13 protein-coding genes are annotated in these 15738 nt (G+C 44.7%); 5 read left to right on the forward strand and 8 right to left on the reverse strand.

The window, feature by feature from the left end; translation table 11 throughout:
• Positions 1-391 precede the first annotated feature (391 nt).
• From F0364_RS09715 to F0364_RS09735, 5 genes are all read right to left on the reverse strand, one after another.
• A complete protein-coding gene (locus tag F0364_RS09715) occupies positions 392-1507 on the reverse strand; it encodes an endonuclease/exonuclease/phosphatase family protein (RefSeq protein WP_153797582.1) in 1116 nt (371 codons plus the stop codon).
• A 222-nt stretch (positions 1508-1729) separates the two neighbouring features.
• A complete protein-coding gene (locus F0364_RS09720) occupies positions 1730-3025 on the reverse strand; it encodes a polysaccharide deacetylase family protein (RefSeq protein ID WP_153797583.1) in 1296 nt (431 codons plus the stop codon).
• Between the two features lie 252 nt (positions 3026-3277).
• Positions 3278-4648: a LutB/LldF family L-lactate oxidation iron-sulfur protein gene (locus F0364_RS09725; RefSeq protein ID WP_153797584.1), complete on the reverse strand. Its 1371-nt coding sequence runs from the start codon at positions 4646-4648 to the stop codon at positions 3278-3280.
• Positions 4649-4695: 47 nt separating this feature from the next.
• The gene (locus tag F0364_RS09730; protein WP_153797585.1) at positions 4696-5295 is read right to left on the reverse strand and encodes a DUF3109 family protein; all 600 of its coding nucleotides are present in this window, start codon (positions 5293-5295) and stop codon (positions 4696-4698) included.
• A gap of 214 nt (positions 5296-5509) precedes the next feature.
• A complete protein-coding gene (locus F0364_RS09735; RefSeq protein WP_235921044.1) occupies positions 5510-7945 on the reverse strand; it encodes an ATP-dependent helicase in 2436 nt (811 codons plus the stop codon).
• A 263-nt stretch (positions 7946-8208) separates the two neighbouring features.
• Between F0364_RS09735 and F0364_RS09740 the strand changes: the two genes are divergently transcribed.
• From F0364_RS09740 to F0364_RS29430, 4 genes are read left to right on the forward strand one after another with little or no spacing between them, the layout of a single operon-like run.
• Positions 8209-8562: a YciI family protein gene (locus F0364_RS09740; protein ID WP_153797586.1), complete on the forward strand. Its 354-nt coding sequence runs from the start codon at positions 8209-8211 to the stop codon at positions 8560-8562.
• Positions 8563-8587: 25 nt separating this feature from the next.
• On the forward strand, positions 8588-9196 hold the full coding sequence (locus F0364_RS09745) for a hypothetical protein (RefSeq protein WP_153797587.1): 609 nt from the start codon (positions 8588-8590) through the stop codon (positions 9194-9196).
• A gap of 56 nt (positions 9197-9252) precedes the next feature.
• Entirely contained in the window at positions 9253-9477 is a 225-nt protein-coding gene (locus F0364_RS09750) for a hypothetical protein (RefSeq protein WP_153797588.1), read from the forward strand.
• 52 nt (positions 9478-9529) lie between these two features.
• Complete coding sequence (locus F0364_RS29430; protein WP_207632612.1) at positions 9530-9856, forward strand: type II toxin-antitoxin system VapC family toxin; 327 nt, start codon at positions 9530-9532, stop codon at positions 9854-9856.
• 130 nt (positions 9857-9986) lie between these two features.
• On the opposite strand, the gene F0364_RS09760 is transcribed toward F0364_RS29430, so the two are convergent.
• Entirely contained in the window at positions 9987-10616 is a 630-nt protein-coding gene (locus F0364_RS09760; protein ID WP_153797589.1) for a hypothetical protein, read from the reverse strand.
• Positions 10617-11038: 422 nt separating this feature from the next.
• On the opposite strand from F0364_RS09760, the gene F0364_RS09765 reads away from it, so the two are divergent.
• On the forward strand, positions 11039-13705 hold the full coding sequence (locus F0364_RS09765) for an MGH1-like glycoside hydrolase domain-containing protein (RefSeq protein WP_306452326.1): 2667 nt from the start codon (positions 11039-11041) through the stop codon (positions 13703-13705).
• Positions 13706-13713: 8 nt separating this feature from the next.
• On the opposite strand, the gene F0364_RS09770 is transcribed toward F0364_RS09765, so the two are convergent.
• Both F0364_RS09770 and F0364_RS09775 read right to left on the reverse strand, forming a co-directional pair.
• Positions 13714-14904 (reverse strand): transporter, encoded by a 1191-nt coding sequence (locus F0364_RS09770; RefSeq protein ID WP_153797590.1) that lies wholly within the window; start codon positions 14902-14904, stop codon positions 13714-13716.
• Between the two features lie 55 nt (positions 14905-14959).
• The gene (locus F0364_RS09775) at positions 14960-15607 is read right to left on the reverse strand and encodes an ATP-binding cassette domain-containing protein (protein WP_153797591.1); all 648 of its coding nucleotides are present in this window, start codon (positions 15605-15607) and stop codon (positions 14960-14962) included.
• Positions 15608-15738 lie beyond the last annotated feature (131 nt).

A 15738-nucleotide genomic window follows, 5' to 3' on the forward strand; every position in this document is an offset into this window, starting at 1 on the left:
TTATTTATAAAGATAACCCTGTATTGATGTGCCACCCACAAAAGATTTTGCCGCAAGGCAATGCTTTGAGTCACCTGTATGCAAGTGCATTACCAACATGACTACGGATTAAAGCTGAAGAGAAATCCTTCCGCTGAAGGGCAGCCGGACAATTTCATTGAGTTAAGGAAACGAATGTCAGGTTGAGCTTGTGGAAACCGGGTTATGCAACTTGCTTTTTCACGAATCCGCCTTCGACAAGCTCAGGCTGACAGCTTAACTTAATGACATTGGGCAGCCGGATAGGAGTGGAAACCCCGCTGAAGGCACTGTGCAATTGCCCTGTGGCGGAGTTGCAACGGATAGCCGGAACTAATGCTGCGCAGCGTTATAAAGCACCCGGCCCCAAATACTAAACATTCAATATCGCATTCATTTTTGTTTCAAGGTACACCTGCGAAAAATCCGTTTCAAACTCTACCCACATGGGCAGGTGGTCGCTCATCTGATAGGTACGCCAGCGGCCGTAGTACGTACTGTCAGGCGCTTTGGCGCCTTCTTTTTTAGCCTCTTTCATGCTTTGCAGGTAATGGTCAAAATCTTCTTTTTTAAATACATGCTCAAAAAAATCAAAGATGCCGGCCTTGCCATGCTTTACATTACTGATGTTTTTATTGGCATTGTATACAATCTGGTCGTAAAATTTATCCCTCTTAACGTTGGAGCCCAGGTTTATCTTCAGCAGCGCATCGGGGATTTTAAAATCCGTTTTATCTGTAAGGGCTTTAAAGGTATCGTTGGTACGGTCTATAATGTTGAAATCGCCCAGCAAAATAAAATTCTGCCTGTCCCAAAAATCATCGTCGCCGCTGTATTTGTTTTCATCAACCGCACGTTTTTTAAAGAACATGGCTACATCTTTTATTTCACGCACCCGTTCTGAAAGGTCTTTGTCATCGCCATATAAAATGTGAACAGTGCACAGGTAAAATTTAAACCAGCCAGATTGAAAAGATACCAGGTAGGGCGTTCTGTAAAACTGCGCTACCGGTTCTGTTTTTGTGGTGGTTTTATCGCTCCCCTCAATTTTCTCTTTTGTTGTTTTGGGTGGCAACACAATTTCGCCGGCTATGTTGCAAAAACGCACTTTACGGCTGTCGTATAAAAAAGCCATACGCTCACCATTGCCGGCACGGCCAGCGGTAACATCAGACACAAGATAATTCCAGTGCCAGCCCAATATGTTCTTCAGGCGGCGCAGGGCTTGCAGGTCTTCACGAACTTCCTGTATGGCCACAAGGTCAAAGTGCGAAACAATTTCCGCCATGTAGTAATACACTTCCGGCAGGCGCGGCCCGTAAGTGGCACGTTCAAACTCCCTGATATTCCAGGTAGCGAGGATAAAATTTTTATCAGTCGTTTTCTGCGGTATTGTATTGCCTAAAACAGTTTTAAGCGTAAGCAACCTTTCAATAACATAAGCCTTATCAATACCTGGCTCTTTTTCGAGTTTACTGTAGTCTGGCATGAGATGGAGTTTAAAGGATACAGCAGTAAAATACAAATCTTTTGGCCGTAGTGCAAAGCAGAAAAATTTAATTTTTACGGGCCCGGCGGAAGGAATACCCCCATCCCCTAAAGGGGGGTTATTATGGGCCCGGCAGGAGGAACAATAATTAAGCGTTCCTTGCGTCGCACTCTTGTACTGCATAACTATATGCAGCAAGGCATCCGTTGCTACCCTTAACAATTAGGTACGAATAAAAAAATGCCGCTTCATAAAACCTTCATACATCTGCCGCCAGGGCAGCCACTGCTTTTGCAACGTAAGAAAATGATTGTGAAAAATGGTAACCAGGTGGCCCTGTACCTGCCGGGTTATAAGGTAGTAGTGCTCTAATTCTTCCGCTGCTTCAGGTGCAGACAAGTGTTGCTCAAAAAAAGCATTGGCATCCATAAAGCAAAAAGGATGTACCAGCAATTGAGTTTGTTTTTCCGCGGCAAGGTTGTACCAAAAAAAAGGCCTTGCCACAGAAGCCCTGAAGCCATTGACGGCGCCATAACCCATAGAGTAATCTTCAGTTATGCCGTGCTGCAATAATGTTTGGTATGTGCCGGGTAAGTTCATCCTGATGTAATGCTGACGGCTTTTGGTAATACCACATCCGGCATAACCGCTTAACAGGTTTATTTCCTGTTGCAGCAGGGTACTATCATCACCGCTTTGCCAGGATGGATGAATGCCGGTAACATTGTGTTTGACGGTTGCCTTAATCAACAATTGCATGGCCGTTGATTGCGGGCTGATGTTCTTATCATAACCCTTTCTTTTAGCGGCCACAAGGAAGAAATACAAAGGCTTCAGGTTATACTCCGCATGTAATGCATCCAGCCAGGCAAAAGTGTCAAAAGGGTCATCATTTTTTACAAGCGTATTTAACCAGCGCTGCACAGCATTTGCATTACCGGAAACAACATCCTTAGCCACTCCGGCTAACTGCTGCAAAATGTTTTTGCCTTTGTATTTGTAAGCTATGTCAACATCGTAGGAAGGTGTAAAATTGAAATCTCTTTCCACCGGCTGATAGAAAGGAAACTGCTGTTGTAATAAATTGTTTAGATGCTGCAGCCATAAATCAACCAGTGGCAAATGCAAAAAGCCTTCTTTAAAAGCAAGGCTTTGCGTATGCGCAAAACGGCCATATTCATCTTTAACATGTGGCAGGTATTCTTCATAACGCGTAACCAGGTAAAAAGCGGCAGCTAAAATATCAAAAGGCACGTCACCTTCTGTTGCAAAAAAAGAGGTAAGGCCCTGCCATTGAAAACATGTTATTTGCTGCGGTTGAAGCCCTTGCTGCTGCAACAGGCCATGTGGTTTTACCCACAGGCTGCCGGCAATGCTACCGGTGGAGTAATTAATTTTTGCTTTACCGCTGCTGGTACAATGTTCTTTACTGCTAGTTAGCTCAATGTTATCACCGAACAGGAAAGCGGACACGTATTGCAACCTTGTAGTAATATGTGGGGAATATATAAGCAGCACTTTGGAAAATTGCAGCAGGAAGTTACTTCCTCTTTCAATTGTTTAGTGAAAACCCTGGAAATGATGTTGAAAAAACAAGAAAAATTCGACATCAATCAATTTTCATGTCGAGTGATTCGACATAAAACGAAATTCGTGTCGAAAAAAGGATGAAAATTCGACATCAACCAATTCTCATGTCGAGTGATTCGACATTAAATGAGATTCATGTCGAAAAAAGGTAAAATTTCGACATCAGCTTTTAAAAATTGCTCAACCTTGCCTTTCTTTCCAAAGCTGGTTAAATGTTTTCTGACTGAAATTGAGTTTATCACGATGTTGCGCCCAGCCCTTAAAAACCAGGTTGACAACTTTACTTTTGATGTTGCCATTAGCTGCGTTCATAAGCCCCCTGTTAAGGCTGGCCTGCTTCCAGGCTTTCCAGGCAAGGCGTTCTGCCAGGCTGCTGTTGCCCTTTACAACAGCTTCATGGCGGTTTTCCAGCAACAGTTCGTGCAGGTTAATTTTTACGGCGCATACTTCCGTACAGTTACCGCACAACGATGATGCATAGCTTAAATGTTTGTATTCCCCCACCCCCTTTAAATGGGGCGTTATTACACTGCCAATGGGCCCGCTGTAGGTAGTTTCGTAACTATGCCCTCCTATGTTTTTATATACAGGGCAGGCATTAAGGCAGGCGCCACAGCGTATGCAATACAAAGCCTGGCGGGCAGCGGTATTAGCCAGCAGGTTGGTACGGCCGTTATCGAGCAGTATTACATACATTTCCTGCGGCCCGTCTGTTTCGTGGCTTTGCCTTGGCCCCGAAACAATCGTATTGTACACGGTAACTCTTTGCCCGGTACCATAAGTAGAGAGCAGGGGCCAGAAAAGGGCCAGATCCTGCATAGTTGGAATCACTTTTTCTATACCCACCACCACAATATGTGTTTTGGGCATAGAGCAGCTTAACCGGGCATTGCCTTCATTCTCAGTAACTGCAACCGCGCCTACATCGGCAATAATAAAATTGGCGCCTGTAACACCTACTTCAGCATGCCTGTATTTTTCCCGGAGTTTTTCACGGGCAACAAGGGTTAGCTCTTCCGGCGATAAGCCACCGGGCACACCCAGCTTATCCGCAAACAGCCTTGCCACATCTTCTTTACTTTTGTGCATGGCCGGCGTTACAATATGGTAAGGTGGTTCATTATCCAGTTGCTGTATATACTCTCCCAAATCCGTTTCCACACTCTCAATGCCATTTTGCTCCAGGTATTTGTTCAGGTGTATTTCCTCCGTAACCATGCTTTTGCTCTTCACCAGGGTCTTGCAGTTCTTCTCCCTGCAAATACGGCCGATTTCCTCCAGGGCGTCCTCCGCCGTTTCGGCCCACAGCACTGCAGCGCCACGTTCTGTAATCTTTTTTTCAAACTCTTCCAGGTAGCTATCCAGGTTTTCTATTGCCCGCCATTTGGCATTTTTGGCCCTTTCACGTGCCATTGCCAGGTTTGCAAACTGCTGTTTGCCCTGCGGCACTGCAGCATTGTAACGGCCAATATTGAAATTGATTTTTTTCCGGTGGTCAAGGTCGGCAGCACGGATGGTGCTTTTGGCCATAAAAGAAGAAACGTTGCTCATGAGGTGAGTAGTCAGTAGTAAGTAATGAGTGAGGCCCGGGAGAGCTTTTAACTTTCAGCCTCCGCGGTTTCTTTCATGTGGCGGGCTGTGGCATCCAATGCGGCATAAAAATCTTCGCCATATTTACGGGTAATGGCTTCCTTTAAAAAAATATATACCGGTACTTTTAGCTTTTTGCCCAGCTTGCAGGCAGCGCTGCACAAATCTTCCCGCGGCTCATAATTTACATATTCCATACCGGGGTCTTGTTTACTGTAACTTATCCTTATTGGGAACAGGTGGCAACTAACGGGCTTTTTCCAATCGATTTTACCATCGTAATAGGCCTGCTCTATACCACACTTGATAATCCCGTTTTCATCTCTTTTTCCATAAGCGCAAATGCCGCCATTGATGGTAGGTGTAACCCACCCGAAAGATGTGTCGTATAAATATTTACCCTGCCGTTTTATGGCCGTTATGCCCTCCGGCGTCATGTATTCTTTAATAATGTCGTAATACTCAATCAGCTTATCCAGCTCTTCTTTTTCAAGCGGGGCGCCGGCGTCGCCATCCTCGCAGCAGCCGCCTTTGCACCTGTTGAGGTCGCAGACAAACTGCTCTTCCACCACTTCGTCGCTAATAAGTTTGTTATCGATCGCTATCATACTTAACCCCGGTTGTTTGTGTGCGAAGATAACATAATCTGCCGAAGGCTTCAGGCTGACGGGCTACAACCCGATAGTAAAAACGCAGGCTGGCCGCATTTGCGTGAGGGATTGCAGCGGATACCCCGGTGAGGCCATCGCAGCAGGGCTTTGTGCCGGAGTATGAGCGGAAAGCCCGACCCCTTGCGATAGCTTGGGGGCACGCCGTTACAACCTATTCTATAATCCTTAGCTTGGCGTAATTAAGCATAATCTTCTTTTCGCCGTTTATTTCAAACTTAACGGTGGCTATCGGATTATGGGCGCTGCCTTCCAGCTTAACCACATTACCAAAGCCAAATTTCTGGTGCTCTACTTTCTGGCCCACCTGCAGGTTGCTGGTATCACTGGGCGCAAAATCGGCGGAAGTTTTGTGCTCTACCACTTTAGGCGGCGGGTTAACGGGCATATAGGCAGGCTTTTGCGGCTCTGCCTTTTTAGCCGGTGGCGCACCATATCTTTTTTCCACTTCACGTATATCGTTGTAATCGCTGCCACCGCCAAAGCCACGCTGCATGCGTTGAAAAGCGGAACCCATGTTATCAAAACTTCCTTTATTATGCAGGCCACCGCCGGCAAATGTGCGGTCAATATACTGTTCAGGCAGTTCTTCCAAAAAACGGCTGGGCTCATTTTGAACCGGGTTGCCAAAACGGTAGCGGGAATTGGCATAGGTAAGCCATAACCTTGCTTTGGCACGGGTTACCGCCACATAAAACAGGCGGCGCTCTTCTTCCAGTTCTTCACGGGTGTTAATGCTAAGCCCGCTGGGGAAAATGGTTTCTTCAACACCACCTACAAACACCACAGGAAACTCCAGCCCTTTGGCGGCATGTATGGTCATCAGTTTTACCACATCGGCGTTTTCCTTATCGTCGTCGGCATCTGTCAGCAAAGTAATTTGCTGCAGGTAAGCGCCCAGGCTCTTGCTGCCCACTTCGCCATCCTCGTTATCCGGACTTTCTACCCACTCTTTAACGGAGTTAAGCAGCTCCTGTATGTTCTCGTACCGGGCAAGGCCCTCGGTGGTTTTATCGTTGAATAATTCTTTTACCAGGTTGGTATGCTTGCCTACCTGTACGGCAACATCATACGCATTTTTATCGGTCATCAGGCTCTGGAAATACTTCATCATGGTCACAAAGTTCTGGATGGATTCCAGCGTACTTCCTTTAAACCCTAATTCGCCTGCATGTTCCAGTACCTCCCAAAGCGTAACACGCTGTTCATTGGCGAATATTACAGCCTTTTCAATAGTGGTTTTGCCAATACCGCGTACAGGATAGTTGATGATACGTTTCAGCGCCTCTTCATCCCTGGTGTTTACAATGGCACGCAGGTAAGCAATCATGTCTTTTATTTCTTTACGCTGGTAAAAGCTAACGCCCCCATAAATGCGGTAGGCAATACCCATGCGGCGCAGGCTTTCTTCAAAAGAGCGGCTTTGCGCATTGGTACGGTAAAGAATAGCAAAATCTCGGTTGAAATAATGATTGCGCAGTTTTTGCTCCTGTATGGTATCGGCAACATAACGGCCTTCGTCGTTGTCCGTCATGGTGCGTACCAGTTTTATTTTTTCGCCGCCTTCATTCTCTGTCCATAAAGCCTTGGGTATTTGCCCTTTATTGTTTTTTATTACCTCATTGGCAACGTTTAGAATGCTTTGTGTACTGCGGTAATTTTGTTCCAGCTTCACCACTTTCACATCGTCGTAATCTTTTTGAAACTGCAATATGTTTTCGATGGTAGCGCCGCGAAAACTGTAAATGCTCTGCGCATCATCGCCCACCACACAAATGTTTTCGTGTACGGCGGCCAGCAGTTTGGTTATCTGGTACTGAACTGTATTGGTATCCTGGTACTCATCAATCATCACGTATTTAAACTTGTGCTGGTATTTGTGCAGCACTTCCGGAAAATCCTTCAGCAACACGTACATTTTCAGCAGCAGGTCATCAAAGTCCATGGCGCCGTTCTTAAAACAACGTGCGGCATAGGCCTGGTATATCTGCGCAATGGCAGGGCGGTTGGCCCGCATATCTTCCTGCTGAATATAATAATCCTGTGCATATTCGCCCGGGCCTACCAGTGCATTTTTAGCCTGCGAAATACGGTTATGCACCACGCTGGGCTTGTAATGCTTGTCATCCAGGTTAAGCTCGTTGATTACGGTTTTTAAAACACTGCGGCTGTCGTCTGTATCGTAAATGGTAAAGCTGTTGGGGTAGCCAATGCGGTGCGCTTCAGCCCTTAAAATACGGGCAAATACGCTGTGAAAAGTCCCGATATAAAGGTTGCGGGCATCGCTGTTGCCCAGTATTTTTTCAATACGTTCCTTCATTTCGGCGGCCGCCTTATTGGTAAAGGTTAATGCCAGTATGTTAAAGCTGTCCACGCCATTAGCCATCAGGTGGGCTATACGGGTGGTAAGCACTTTTGTTTTGCCGCTGCCGGCGCCTGCGATAATCATCAGCGGTCCGTTAATATGTGTAACGGCCTCCCGCTGGGGTTCGTTCAACCCGCTCAAATAATCCTGCATGCGGCGAAGGTAAGCATATAGCCTTGCCGGAAAAATGGGTGTGGAGAATTTAAGTATTATGGTTTTTTGCAACGTACATCAACATCAGGTATAATACAAGTACTTCGTACTTCAAACTTCGTACTTGTTTACACATTATGGCGCCTGCTAAAGCACCGGGCTTTCCGCTATTACTCCGGCACAAAGCCCGGCTGCCCAGGCCTCACCGGGGTAACCGCTGCAATCCCTGGCGCGGTGGTGACACAACGCAATTTTTCTCTCAATACCGCCAGCAATAACTGAAACGCATTTCGTTATTTATTTACGCTTTTCTTTGCAGCATAAATCTCTTATGTATGACCGTAATTACCGATGAATTCATGCAGCAGCAACTTGCGCTTTCCAAAGAATATACCATGGTGCTGTTAAAGCCAGGCCCGGAGCAGCAGTTGCCCAATGCACGTGATATAATTTGGGAACATGCCCGTAAAAATTTTCAGCTACGTGCCGATGGTAAAGTAGCGGTTGTGGCCCCGGTAACCACCGAAGCCGATGTAAATGGGCTGTATGTTTTTAATATAACACCGGCTGAAGTAAAAACCATAATGGACGAAGACCCTGCTATAAAAGCCGGCATATTCACTTACGAAATATACCCGCTGCGCAGCTTCCCCGGAGATAAGCTGGGCGAAGGATTTGCTTCCGCATAGGAGTAAACGGTAAAAGAATTTAATCATGCGTGTAAAGCTATTTCTGTTCGTGCTGTTCAGTTGCATGTGGCAGAGTTCATTTTGTCAAACCGAAGAGCCGGTAAAACGTACTGCCTTCCTGGAAGTATTACATAACCTGCCCCCAGCAATAGGCATGCACATACCAGCGGGTTACCTGGCACTTGATACTACTTATGGCAACCTGAATATGGACAGCATTCCTGATTTGATATTGGTGGTAAAATCTCCCGCCGAAGATACTGCTGGTTTTAACCGGGAAGAGAACAGGCCATTGCTCATACTGCTTGGAAATGCAGACAAGTCGTATAAGCTGGCTTATCGCAATGACAAGGTTGTTTTTTGTATTACCTGCGGCGGTTTAATGGGCGACCCGTTTGAGGGTGTAAGCATTAAAAACGGTTATTTCACAGTAGAGCATTATGGAGGCAGTGCCTGGCGCTGGACTGACTACATTACATTTAAATTCAACAGGGAAGATAAACGCTTTTACCTGCACCGGAGAGACGTATTGAGCTACCATACCAGCAATCCCGAAAAGATTGAAAAGACTGTAACAACAAAGAAAGATTTTGGTGTGGTGGATTTTGAGAAGTATGAACCGGCAGAAAGGTAATGGGGATTATTGAGGCGCCAAGAAAATAACTGTAAATTTGTTTAAACGCAAAGATTATGTACGGCGAGGCGAAAAAACTTTATCTTATTGAAGCTATTCTTAAAGTGGAGGATGAGCGGATACTCAACGAGCTTGAATGGATAATAAAAAAGGATCAATTACCCGCTAAGAAACTTTCAGCTATGCAATTTGTTGGTAGTATAAGCGGGGAGGATGTGAACCTTATTGAAAAGGCTATAGAAGAAGGATGTGAACAAATTGACAGTGATGGATGGAAATAAATTCTTACTTGATACGAATATAGTATCTGCATGGCTGGGCGGTAGCTAAGAAATTGCCGGAGAGGTAGATAAAGCCGAAACCATCTATATACCTTCAATTGTTGTTGGTGAGTTGTATTATGGTGCCGAGTATTCAACAAGGGTAGAGCAAAACCGGTCAAATATTTCTAAATTAGTTTTATCGTATCCAGTATTACTTGTAGATGAGAATACAGGAAAATACTACGGCTCTGTAAAGGCTTCATTAAGGCGTAAAGGACAACCTATTCCGGAAAATGATATCTGGATAGCAGCAATAGCACTTCAATACAATCTGACACTCGTTACAAGAGATGCGCATTTCAACGCGATAAATGAACTGGCTGCGATAGCCTGGTAAGAACTAAAGGCGGCTTGTAATGAAGCATTTCAGGAGTAAGAAGAAGCGTATAAATAATACTTTCAGATAGTTTTTAACATCTGCTCCCCCACACCTATAAACAGGTTAAGCGGCAGAGCAAAGGGGGGGTCTATTTTCTATTGATCATTTTAACCATATTAATTATTTCATAGAAATCATCCTGCTGTTTGTAACTGTTTATTTTTTCAACAATCTCAGGGTAATCCTTGAAGAGTTCTTGCATGCCTACTTTTGCTTTGTCATACTTTTTGTCTCTCATCCTGATGGCAAATGGATACGCTACAGGGTTTGAATTACTGTCTTGCGTATTTTGAAACAGGAAGTTTGGATAGATTTGTATGGCGCCTCCAATAGCATCATAACCTGTAATGACTACAAGATAGATGTTGAATTTTCCTCTGTCTATTAATTCTCCAAATGTATGCTTGATGTGTGTGGTTTTGCCCAAAAGTGGATAGTTGCCTGAAAAGGCTTCAAAATTATATAGAGAAACAAACAGGAGCGTATCTGCTGAGAATCCTGCAATTTCCTCTGGCGAATACTTAATAGTCTCTGCATTTTCATGTTCCCTGAACTTGAGTTTCTCGTTTTGGTGAGGGAACCATTTAATTTGCCCGGCTTTTGTAGAAGAGTCTTTGAAAATTATTGTGCCACTTACAAAATCTTTTACGAAGGGATAGCTCTGGCTATACGCATAACCAGTTAGAAATGTAAGTGCAGTTAGAATAAGTAGCTTCATGGTAACGTGACTTAATATCGTTTTCTTAATGGCATAGTGGTTAGAAATATCAAACGCAATCAAATATAATGAAATTCGCTACCCCCTGTTGCGTGTCATCACGCACCACATTCTACCCGGGTCTGAAAAGCCGCCAAATGAACCGGACGATGAACGGATTGCGACGCAACGATGCTGCCATAAACTACTATCGCTGGTACCCAAAAAAGTCTTATGTTAAAAGGTATGCAAATACCTTTCCACGGCTCTTTTTAAATTAATTGTACTTTTATTCATCTTCGCCTGCCATAAACATTACGTTACTAACCATGATGTAATGCCGGAATTATTAATACTGCATGGATAGCTGTTGCATTAAACTGGGCTCTTTGTAATTGGGCAATAGACAGGCAGCCGTTATCCGGCATAAAAAATTTACACGAATGATGACAGCAGAGCAGCAGCGTTTAAAAGTTAATGCATCTAAAAAGATACCTTTAGAACAGTGGGGCCCTTATTTGTCTGAAAGGCAGTGGGGCACCGTGAGAGAAGACTACAGCAGCAATAGCGACGCCTGGAATTATTTTCCTTTCAGCCACTCCCACGCAAGGGCTTACCGCTGGGGCGAGGATGGCCTTGGCGGCATCTCTGATTTTTTTCAAAATCTTTGTTTTTCGGTTTCGCTTTGGAATGGTAAGGATAAAATTTTGAAAGAGCGGTTATACGGTCTTGGTAATTATGAAGGCAACCATGGAGAGGATGTAAAAGAACTGTATTACTATCTTGACAATATACCATCGCACTACTACATGCAGTTTCTGTATAAATACCCGCAGGCTGCTTTTCCTTACGAGGAACTGGTAGAAAAAAACCGCCACCGCAGTAAGCTGGAGCCTGAGTTTGAAATACTGGACACCGGTGTATTTAACGAGGGCAAATATTTTGATGTTACCATTACCTATGCCAAGTACAGCAAGCGTGATATTGCCATAAAAATTGATATTACCAACCGTGGCAAGAATGCAGCCCCTATAACGGTATTGCCTACACTTTGGTTTTACAACCGCTGGGCTTATGGTGGCCTGGATAAAAAACCGGTACTTAAAAAGATAAAGGATGGCACGGTAAAAGCTATTCATGAAAGGCTGGGCACGTACTATTTTTATTACCAAAAACCTTCGGAGGCATTCTTTACCGAGAATGAAACCAATTTTGAAAAGCTGTTTAACAAGCCTAATGAAACGCCTTTTGTTAAAGATGCTTTTAACGACGCGGTAATACACAACAAGCGGGTGGATGAACTGCGGGAGAAAACCGAAGGCACCAAGTTTGCCCCGGTGTATAAATATAAAATTGCCGGCGGGGCTACCAAAACTATTTATGTGCGCCTGAGCGATGTATTGCTGGATGCACCTTTTGCCAAAGGCTTTGACCAGGTTTTTGCTACACGCAAGCAGGAAGCGGATGCTTTTTATGATGAAGTGCTGCCGCAGAACGTATCGGAAGACTGGAAGCGCATACAGCGACAGGCGCTCGCCGGTTTGCTGTGGAGCAAACAGTATTACCATTTTGATATTGAACGGTGGATTTCTACTTCTGATGGTATTTCGCCTGTTACCGAGGAACGCCGCCGGGGCCGTAACCACGATTGGCAGCACCTGAAAAACCAGGACATTATACTGATGCCCGATAAATGGGAATACCCCTGGTACGCTGCCTGGGACCTCGGCTTTCACTGCATATCTATGGCGCTGGTTGACCCTGTGTTCGCCAAGAACCAACTTATACTGATTATGCGGGAATGGTACATGAAACCGGATGGGCAGATACCTGCTTACGAATGGAACTTTGGCGATGTGAACCCTCCCGTACATGCATGGGCTGCGCTGCAGGTGTACAATATTGAAAAGGAAAAAACAGGAAAGGGAGACATTGTTTTTCTGAAACGTATTTTCCAGAAACTCATTATCAATTTTACCTGGTGGATACACCGTAAAGACTCCAACGGAAACAACATTTTTGAAGGCGGCTTTCTTGGCCTTGATAACATTGGTGTATTTAACCGCAGCATGCCTTTGCATGGCCAGATGGAGCTGGAGCAGGCCGATGGTACAAGCTGGATGGGTATGTATGCGCTTAACCTGATGGATATGGCCATAGAAATTGCATTGCAGGACCCATCGTTTGAAGATGCCGCCACCAAATTTTTTGAGCATTTTGTACTGATAGCCGAAGGCTTGAATGAGTTGGGCATGTGGAATGATGAGGACAAGTTTTACTACGATACACTTGCCATAGCAGGCCATGAACCTATACAGCTAAGGATACATTCTATTGTGGGGTTAACATCTTTGTTTGCCGTTTCCGTAATAGACAAGAAAGTGTTTCAGAAGCTGGAAGATTTTCAGAAACGCTTTAGCTGGTTTGAAAACTACCGCATCAGCAATAACAGGTTTTGGCCTAATGAAGAAAAGGCGGAGGAAGAAAAACTGCTGCTGTCGCTGATACCCAAGGAAAGGCTGATTGCTTTGCTGCAGCGCATACTTAGTGAGAGTGAATTTTTATCTGAAGGAGGAATAAGGGCGTTATCCAAGTACCACGAAAAAAATCCTTATACCGTTAAGATAGATGGTACGGATTATACCATTCAATACGACCCGGGGGATTCTACTTCCAACTTCTTTGGCGGCAACAGTAACTGGCGTGGCCCTGTATGGATACCCATTAACTTCCTGATTATACAGTCCATTAAAAAGTATGGCGAGTTTTATGACGATAACCTGAGCGTTGAATACCCCACCGGCTCCGGTCAGTACATGAACCTGAAAGAAGTGGCGCTGGAACTGGCCAAACGGGTGGTAAGCCTTTTTGAGCAGGATAGGGATGGCAACCGCAAAAGCAATGGTGTTTACAACTGGTTTTATAAAGAGCCGGGTAATGAGCACCTGGTACTGTTTTACGAATACTTTCACGGTGACAGCGGTACCGGGCTTGGCGCCGCACACCAAACCGGCTGGACAGCCCTTGCCGCGGAACTGATTAACGAATTGGCAGGCACCATGCCCCCTGTAGAAAAAGAAGAATTTATGGTGCAGGACGAAGAAGAGTAATTTTAAACTTACTTATCCTGGTAAATGTATTTTTTAATGCTAAACCTGTTAACCAGGTAGAGCACTGTAAGTATTACAACGCCTGCCGCAATGGTGTACGGAGAAATTAAGCCGTTTACATAAATATTCTGTTTATCCAGTAACTGCTTTAATACAAACTGCAGCATGCTTATTACCAGCAGTACAACCACTACAATTACAATGTTGGGTGGAAAGAATTGCTTCATTAAAAACCGTTGCAGTTGTTTAGGTGCAGCGCCAAGTGTTACCAGCAACACAATTTCTTCTTTGCAGGATGCGATGGTGAGCTGAATAAACAAAGTGAATATCAGCAGGGCAAACAGCAGCATTACCGCGCCGGTTACCCAGGATACATTTACCACACCCGTAACTATTTGCCGGTATTTGCTAAAGCGGGTTTTATCCGCATCGGTAGTAAGGTTGTGTTGTGTAAGATAACTAACCAGTTGTGGGTTGCCGGCATCCCTTGTGCGTATTACCACACGGGATGGCTGCTTTTTACCTTGCTCACCGTATTTTTCGTTGGCCCAGTCCATAAAATTCTGGGGCACCAGTACAGACGAAATCCTGTCGCTAAAGCCTACCACTTTGCCGTAATAGTTTACTGTGCCAAGCGTGGTTCTAATGTTAATCTGAACAGGCAGGTTCATTACCAGTTCCTGCGATAACTGCGGCAGGTTTTGAGATGTGGCAAACCCAAAATTGTACATGTCTAAAAACATGTTGGGTATAATCATGGGTATAAACTTGCTGTCCTGGTTCCACTGCCAGTCCTTATTGGTTACGTCTAAAAAAGCATCGGGCACGCTTTCAAAAAACAGTTCGGTATAAAAAGGTATCTGGTCGCTTACGCCCTGGGCGCTCAGCTTATACCTGCTGGCTGTAAGTATGCCCACATCATCTACAAACGGTTGCTTTTTCAGGTCATCAATTTCCGCGGGTGTTAAAGCTGTTTCGCCAACATTGCTGGATGTGACTGTTTTATTAATCACTAAAAAGTTGGCAATGCTGTCCTGGTTGGTTTTACTGTTCAGCAGGTCATTGTAATTCATCTGTATCTGTACAGCGCTTAATATCAGCAACAGGGCAACAGATAAGCCAACCACGGCCATTATAAAACGGCTGCGCCCGGCGCTGGCTTTAATCAGTTTTTTTAGTAAGCTGTTTAATGTGGTCATAAAGTCAATGAGTCAAAAGGTCAATAAGTCAATGGGCTAATGCATTTGCCCCTTGCTACAGGTTCATATATCTGCTATAGGTAAAATGTTCATCTTCATCCAGGTCTGTTAGTATAAAACCGGCGTTTCTCGCCTTGCATTCCCTGGCAATAAGGGCGGCAGCTTTGGCAGTATTATTTTTATCCAGGTGGCTAAACGGTTCATCCATCAGCAGCCAGTCAAACGGCTGCATCAGAGAGCGTATAATGGCAATACGTTGCTGCTCACCATAGCTGCACAGGCCGGCACGTTGGTTTAAAATGTGCGTCACCTGCAATTCTTCAGCCATTTCCGCAATTTTACCTGCTTCGTAGTAAGGTTGTTGCAACAGCCGGTTAAGCTCAATGTTTTCCCTTGCGGTAAGCTGTTGAAACAACCGCAGGTCCTGGAAAATAATGCTGATGTTTTGCTGCCGCATTAAAGCCAGGTTATCATCAGAAATACCCCGCAGCTCTTTGCCATTCCACACTACTGTTCCCTGGTAATCATCCCGCAATTTATACAGGGTATGTACCAGCGTTGTTTTGCCTGTACCGCTGGGCGCTTTTATCTTAATCCATTCCCCTTTTTCAAGGGTTACATTCCTGTTCCATACATCAGAGCCGCGTTGAGAAAACTTTTCTTTCAACGGTATGGGCACAATGTTGTTTAAATTAATCGTCATGTTATGTACTCAGTTAGATGTACGAAGTGCAATTGCCCTGCGATTCTTTTAGATACCAGCGATAGTTTTATTTCGGTTATTTGTTATTTTATTATGGCCTCAATGAATGCCGCAATTTTTACGATACTGGC

It is taken from the genome of Foetidibacter luteolus (assembly GCF_009650435.1).
GTDB classification, from domain to species: domain Bacteria; phylum Bacteroidota; class Bacteroidia; order Chitinophagales; family Chitinophagaceae; genus Foetidibacter; species Foetidibacter luteolus.

What these genes read in the sequence shown, in the direction of transcription:
- F0364_RS09760 (WP_153797589.1), bottom strand. Translation starts at nt 10,616, where the DNA reads ATGAAGCTACTTATTCTAACTGCACTTACATTTCTAACTGGTTATGCG.
- F0364_RS09745 (WP_153797587.1), top strand. Translation starts at nt 8,588, where the DNA reads ATGCGTGTAAAGCTATTTCTGTTCGTGCTGTTCAGTTGCATGTGGCAG.
- F0364_RS09770 (WP_153797590.1), bottom strand. Translation starts at nt 14,904, where the DNA reads ATGACCACATTAAACAGCTTACTAAAAAAACTGATTAAAGCCAGCGCC.
- F0364_RS09730 (WP_153797585.1), bottom strand. Translation starts at nt 5,295, where the DNA reads ATGATAGCGATCGATAACAAACTTATTAGCGACGAAGTGGTGGAAGAG.
- F0364_RS09725 (WP_153797584.1), bottom strand. Translation starts at nt 4,648, where the DNA reads ATGAGCAACGTTTCTTCTTTTATGGCCAAAAGCACCATCCGTGCTGCC.
- F0364_RS09740 (WP_153797586.1), top strand. Translation starts at nt 8,209, where the DNA reads ATGACCGTAATTACCGATGAATTCATGCAGCAGCAACTTGCGCTTTCC.
- F0364_RS09775 (WP_153797591.1), bottom strand. Translation starts at nt 15,607, where the DNA reads ATGACGATTAATTTAAACAACATTGTGCCCATACCGTTGAAAGAAAAG.
- F0364_RS09765 (WP_306452326.1), top strand. Translation starts at nt 11,039, where the DNA reads ATGATGACAGCAGAGCAGCAGCGTTTAAAAGTTAATGCATCTAAAAAG.
- F0364_RS09750 (WP_153797588.1), top strand. Translation starts at nt 9,253, where the DNA reads ATGTACGGCGAGGCGAAAAAACTTTATCTTATTGAAGCTATTCTTAAA.
- F0364_RS09715 (WP_153797582.1), bottom strand. Translation starts at nt 1,507, where the DNA reads ATGCCAGACTACAGTAAACTCGAAAAAGAGCCAGGTATTGATAAGGCT.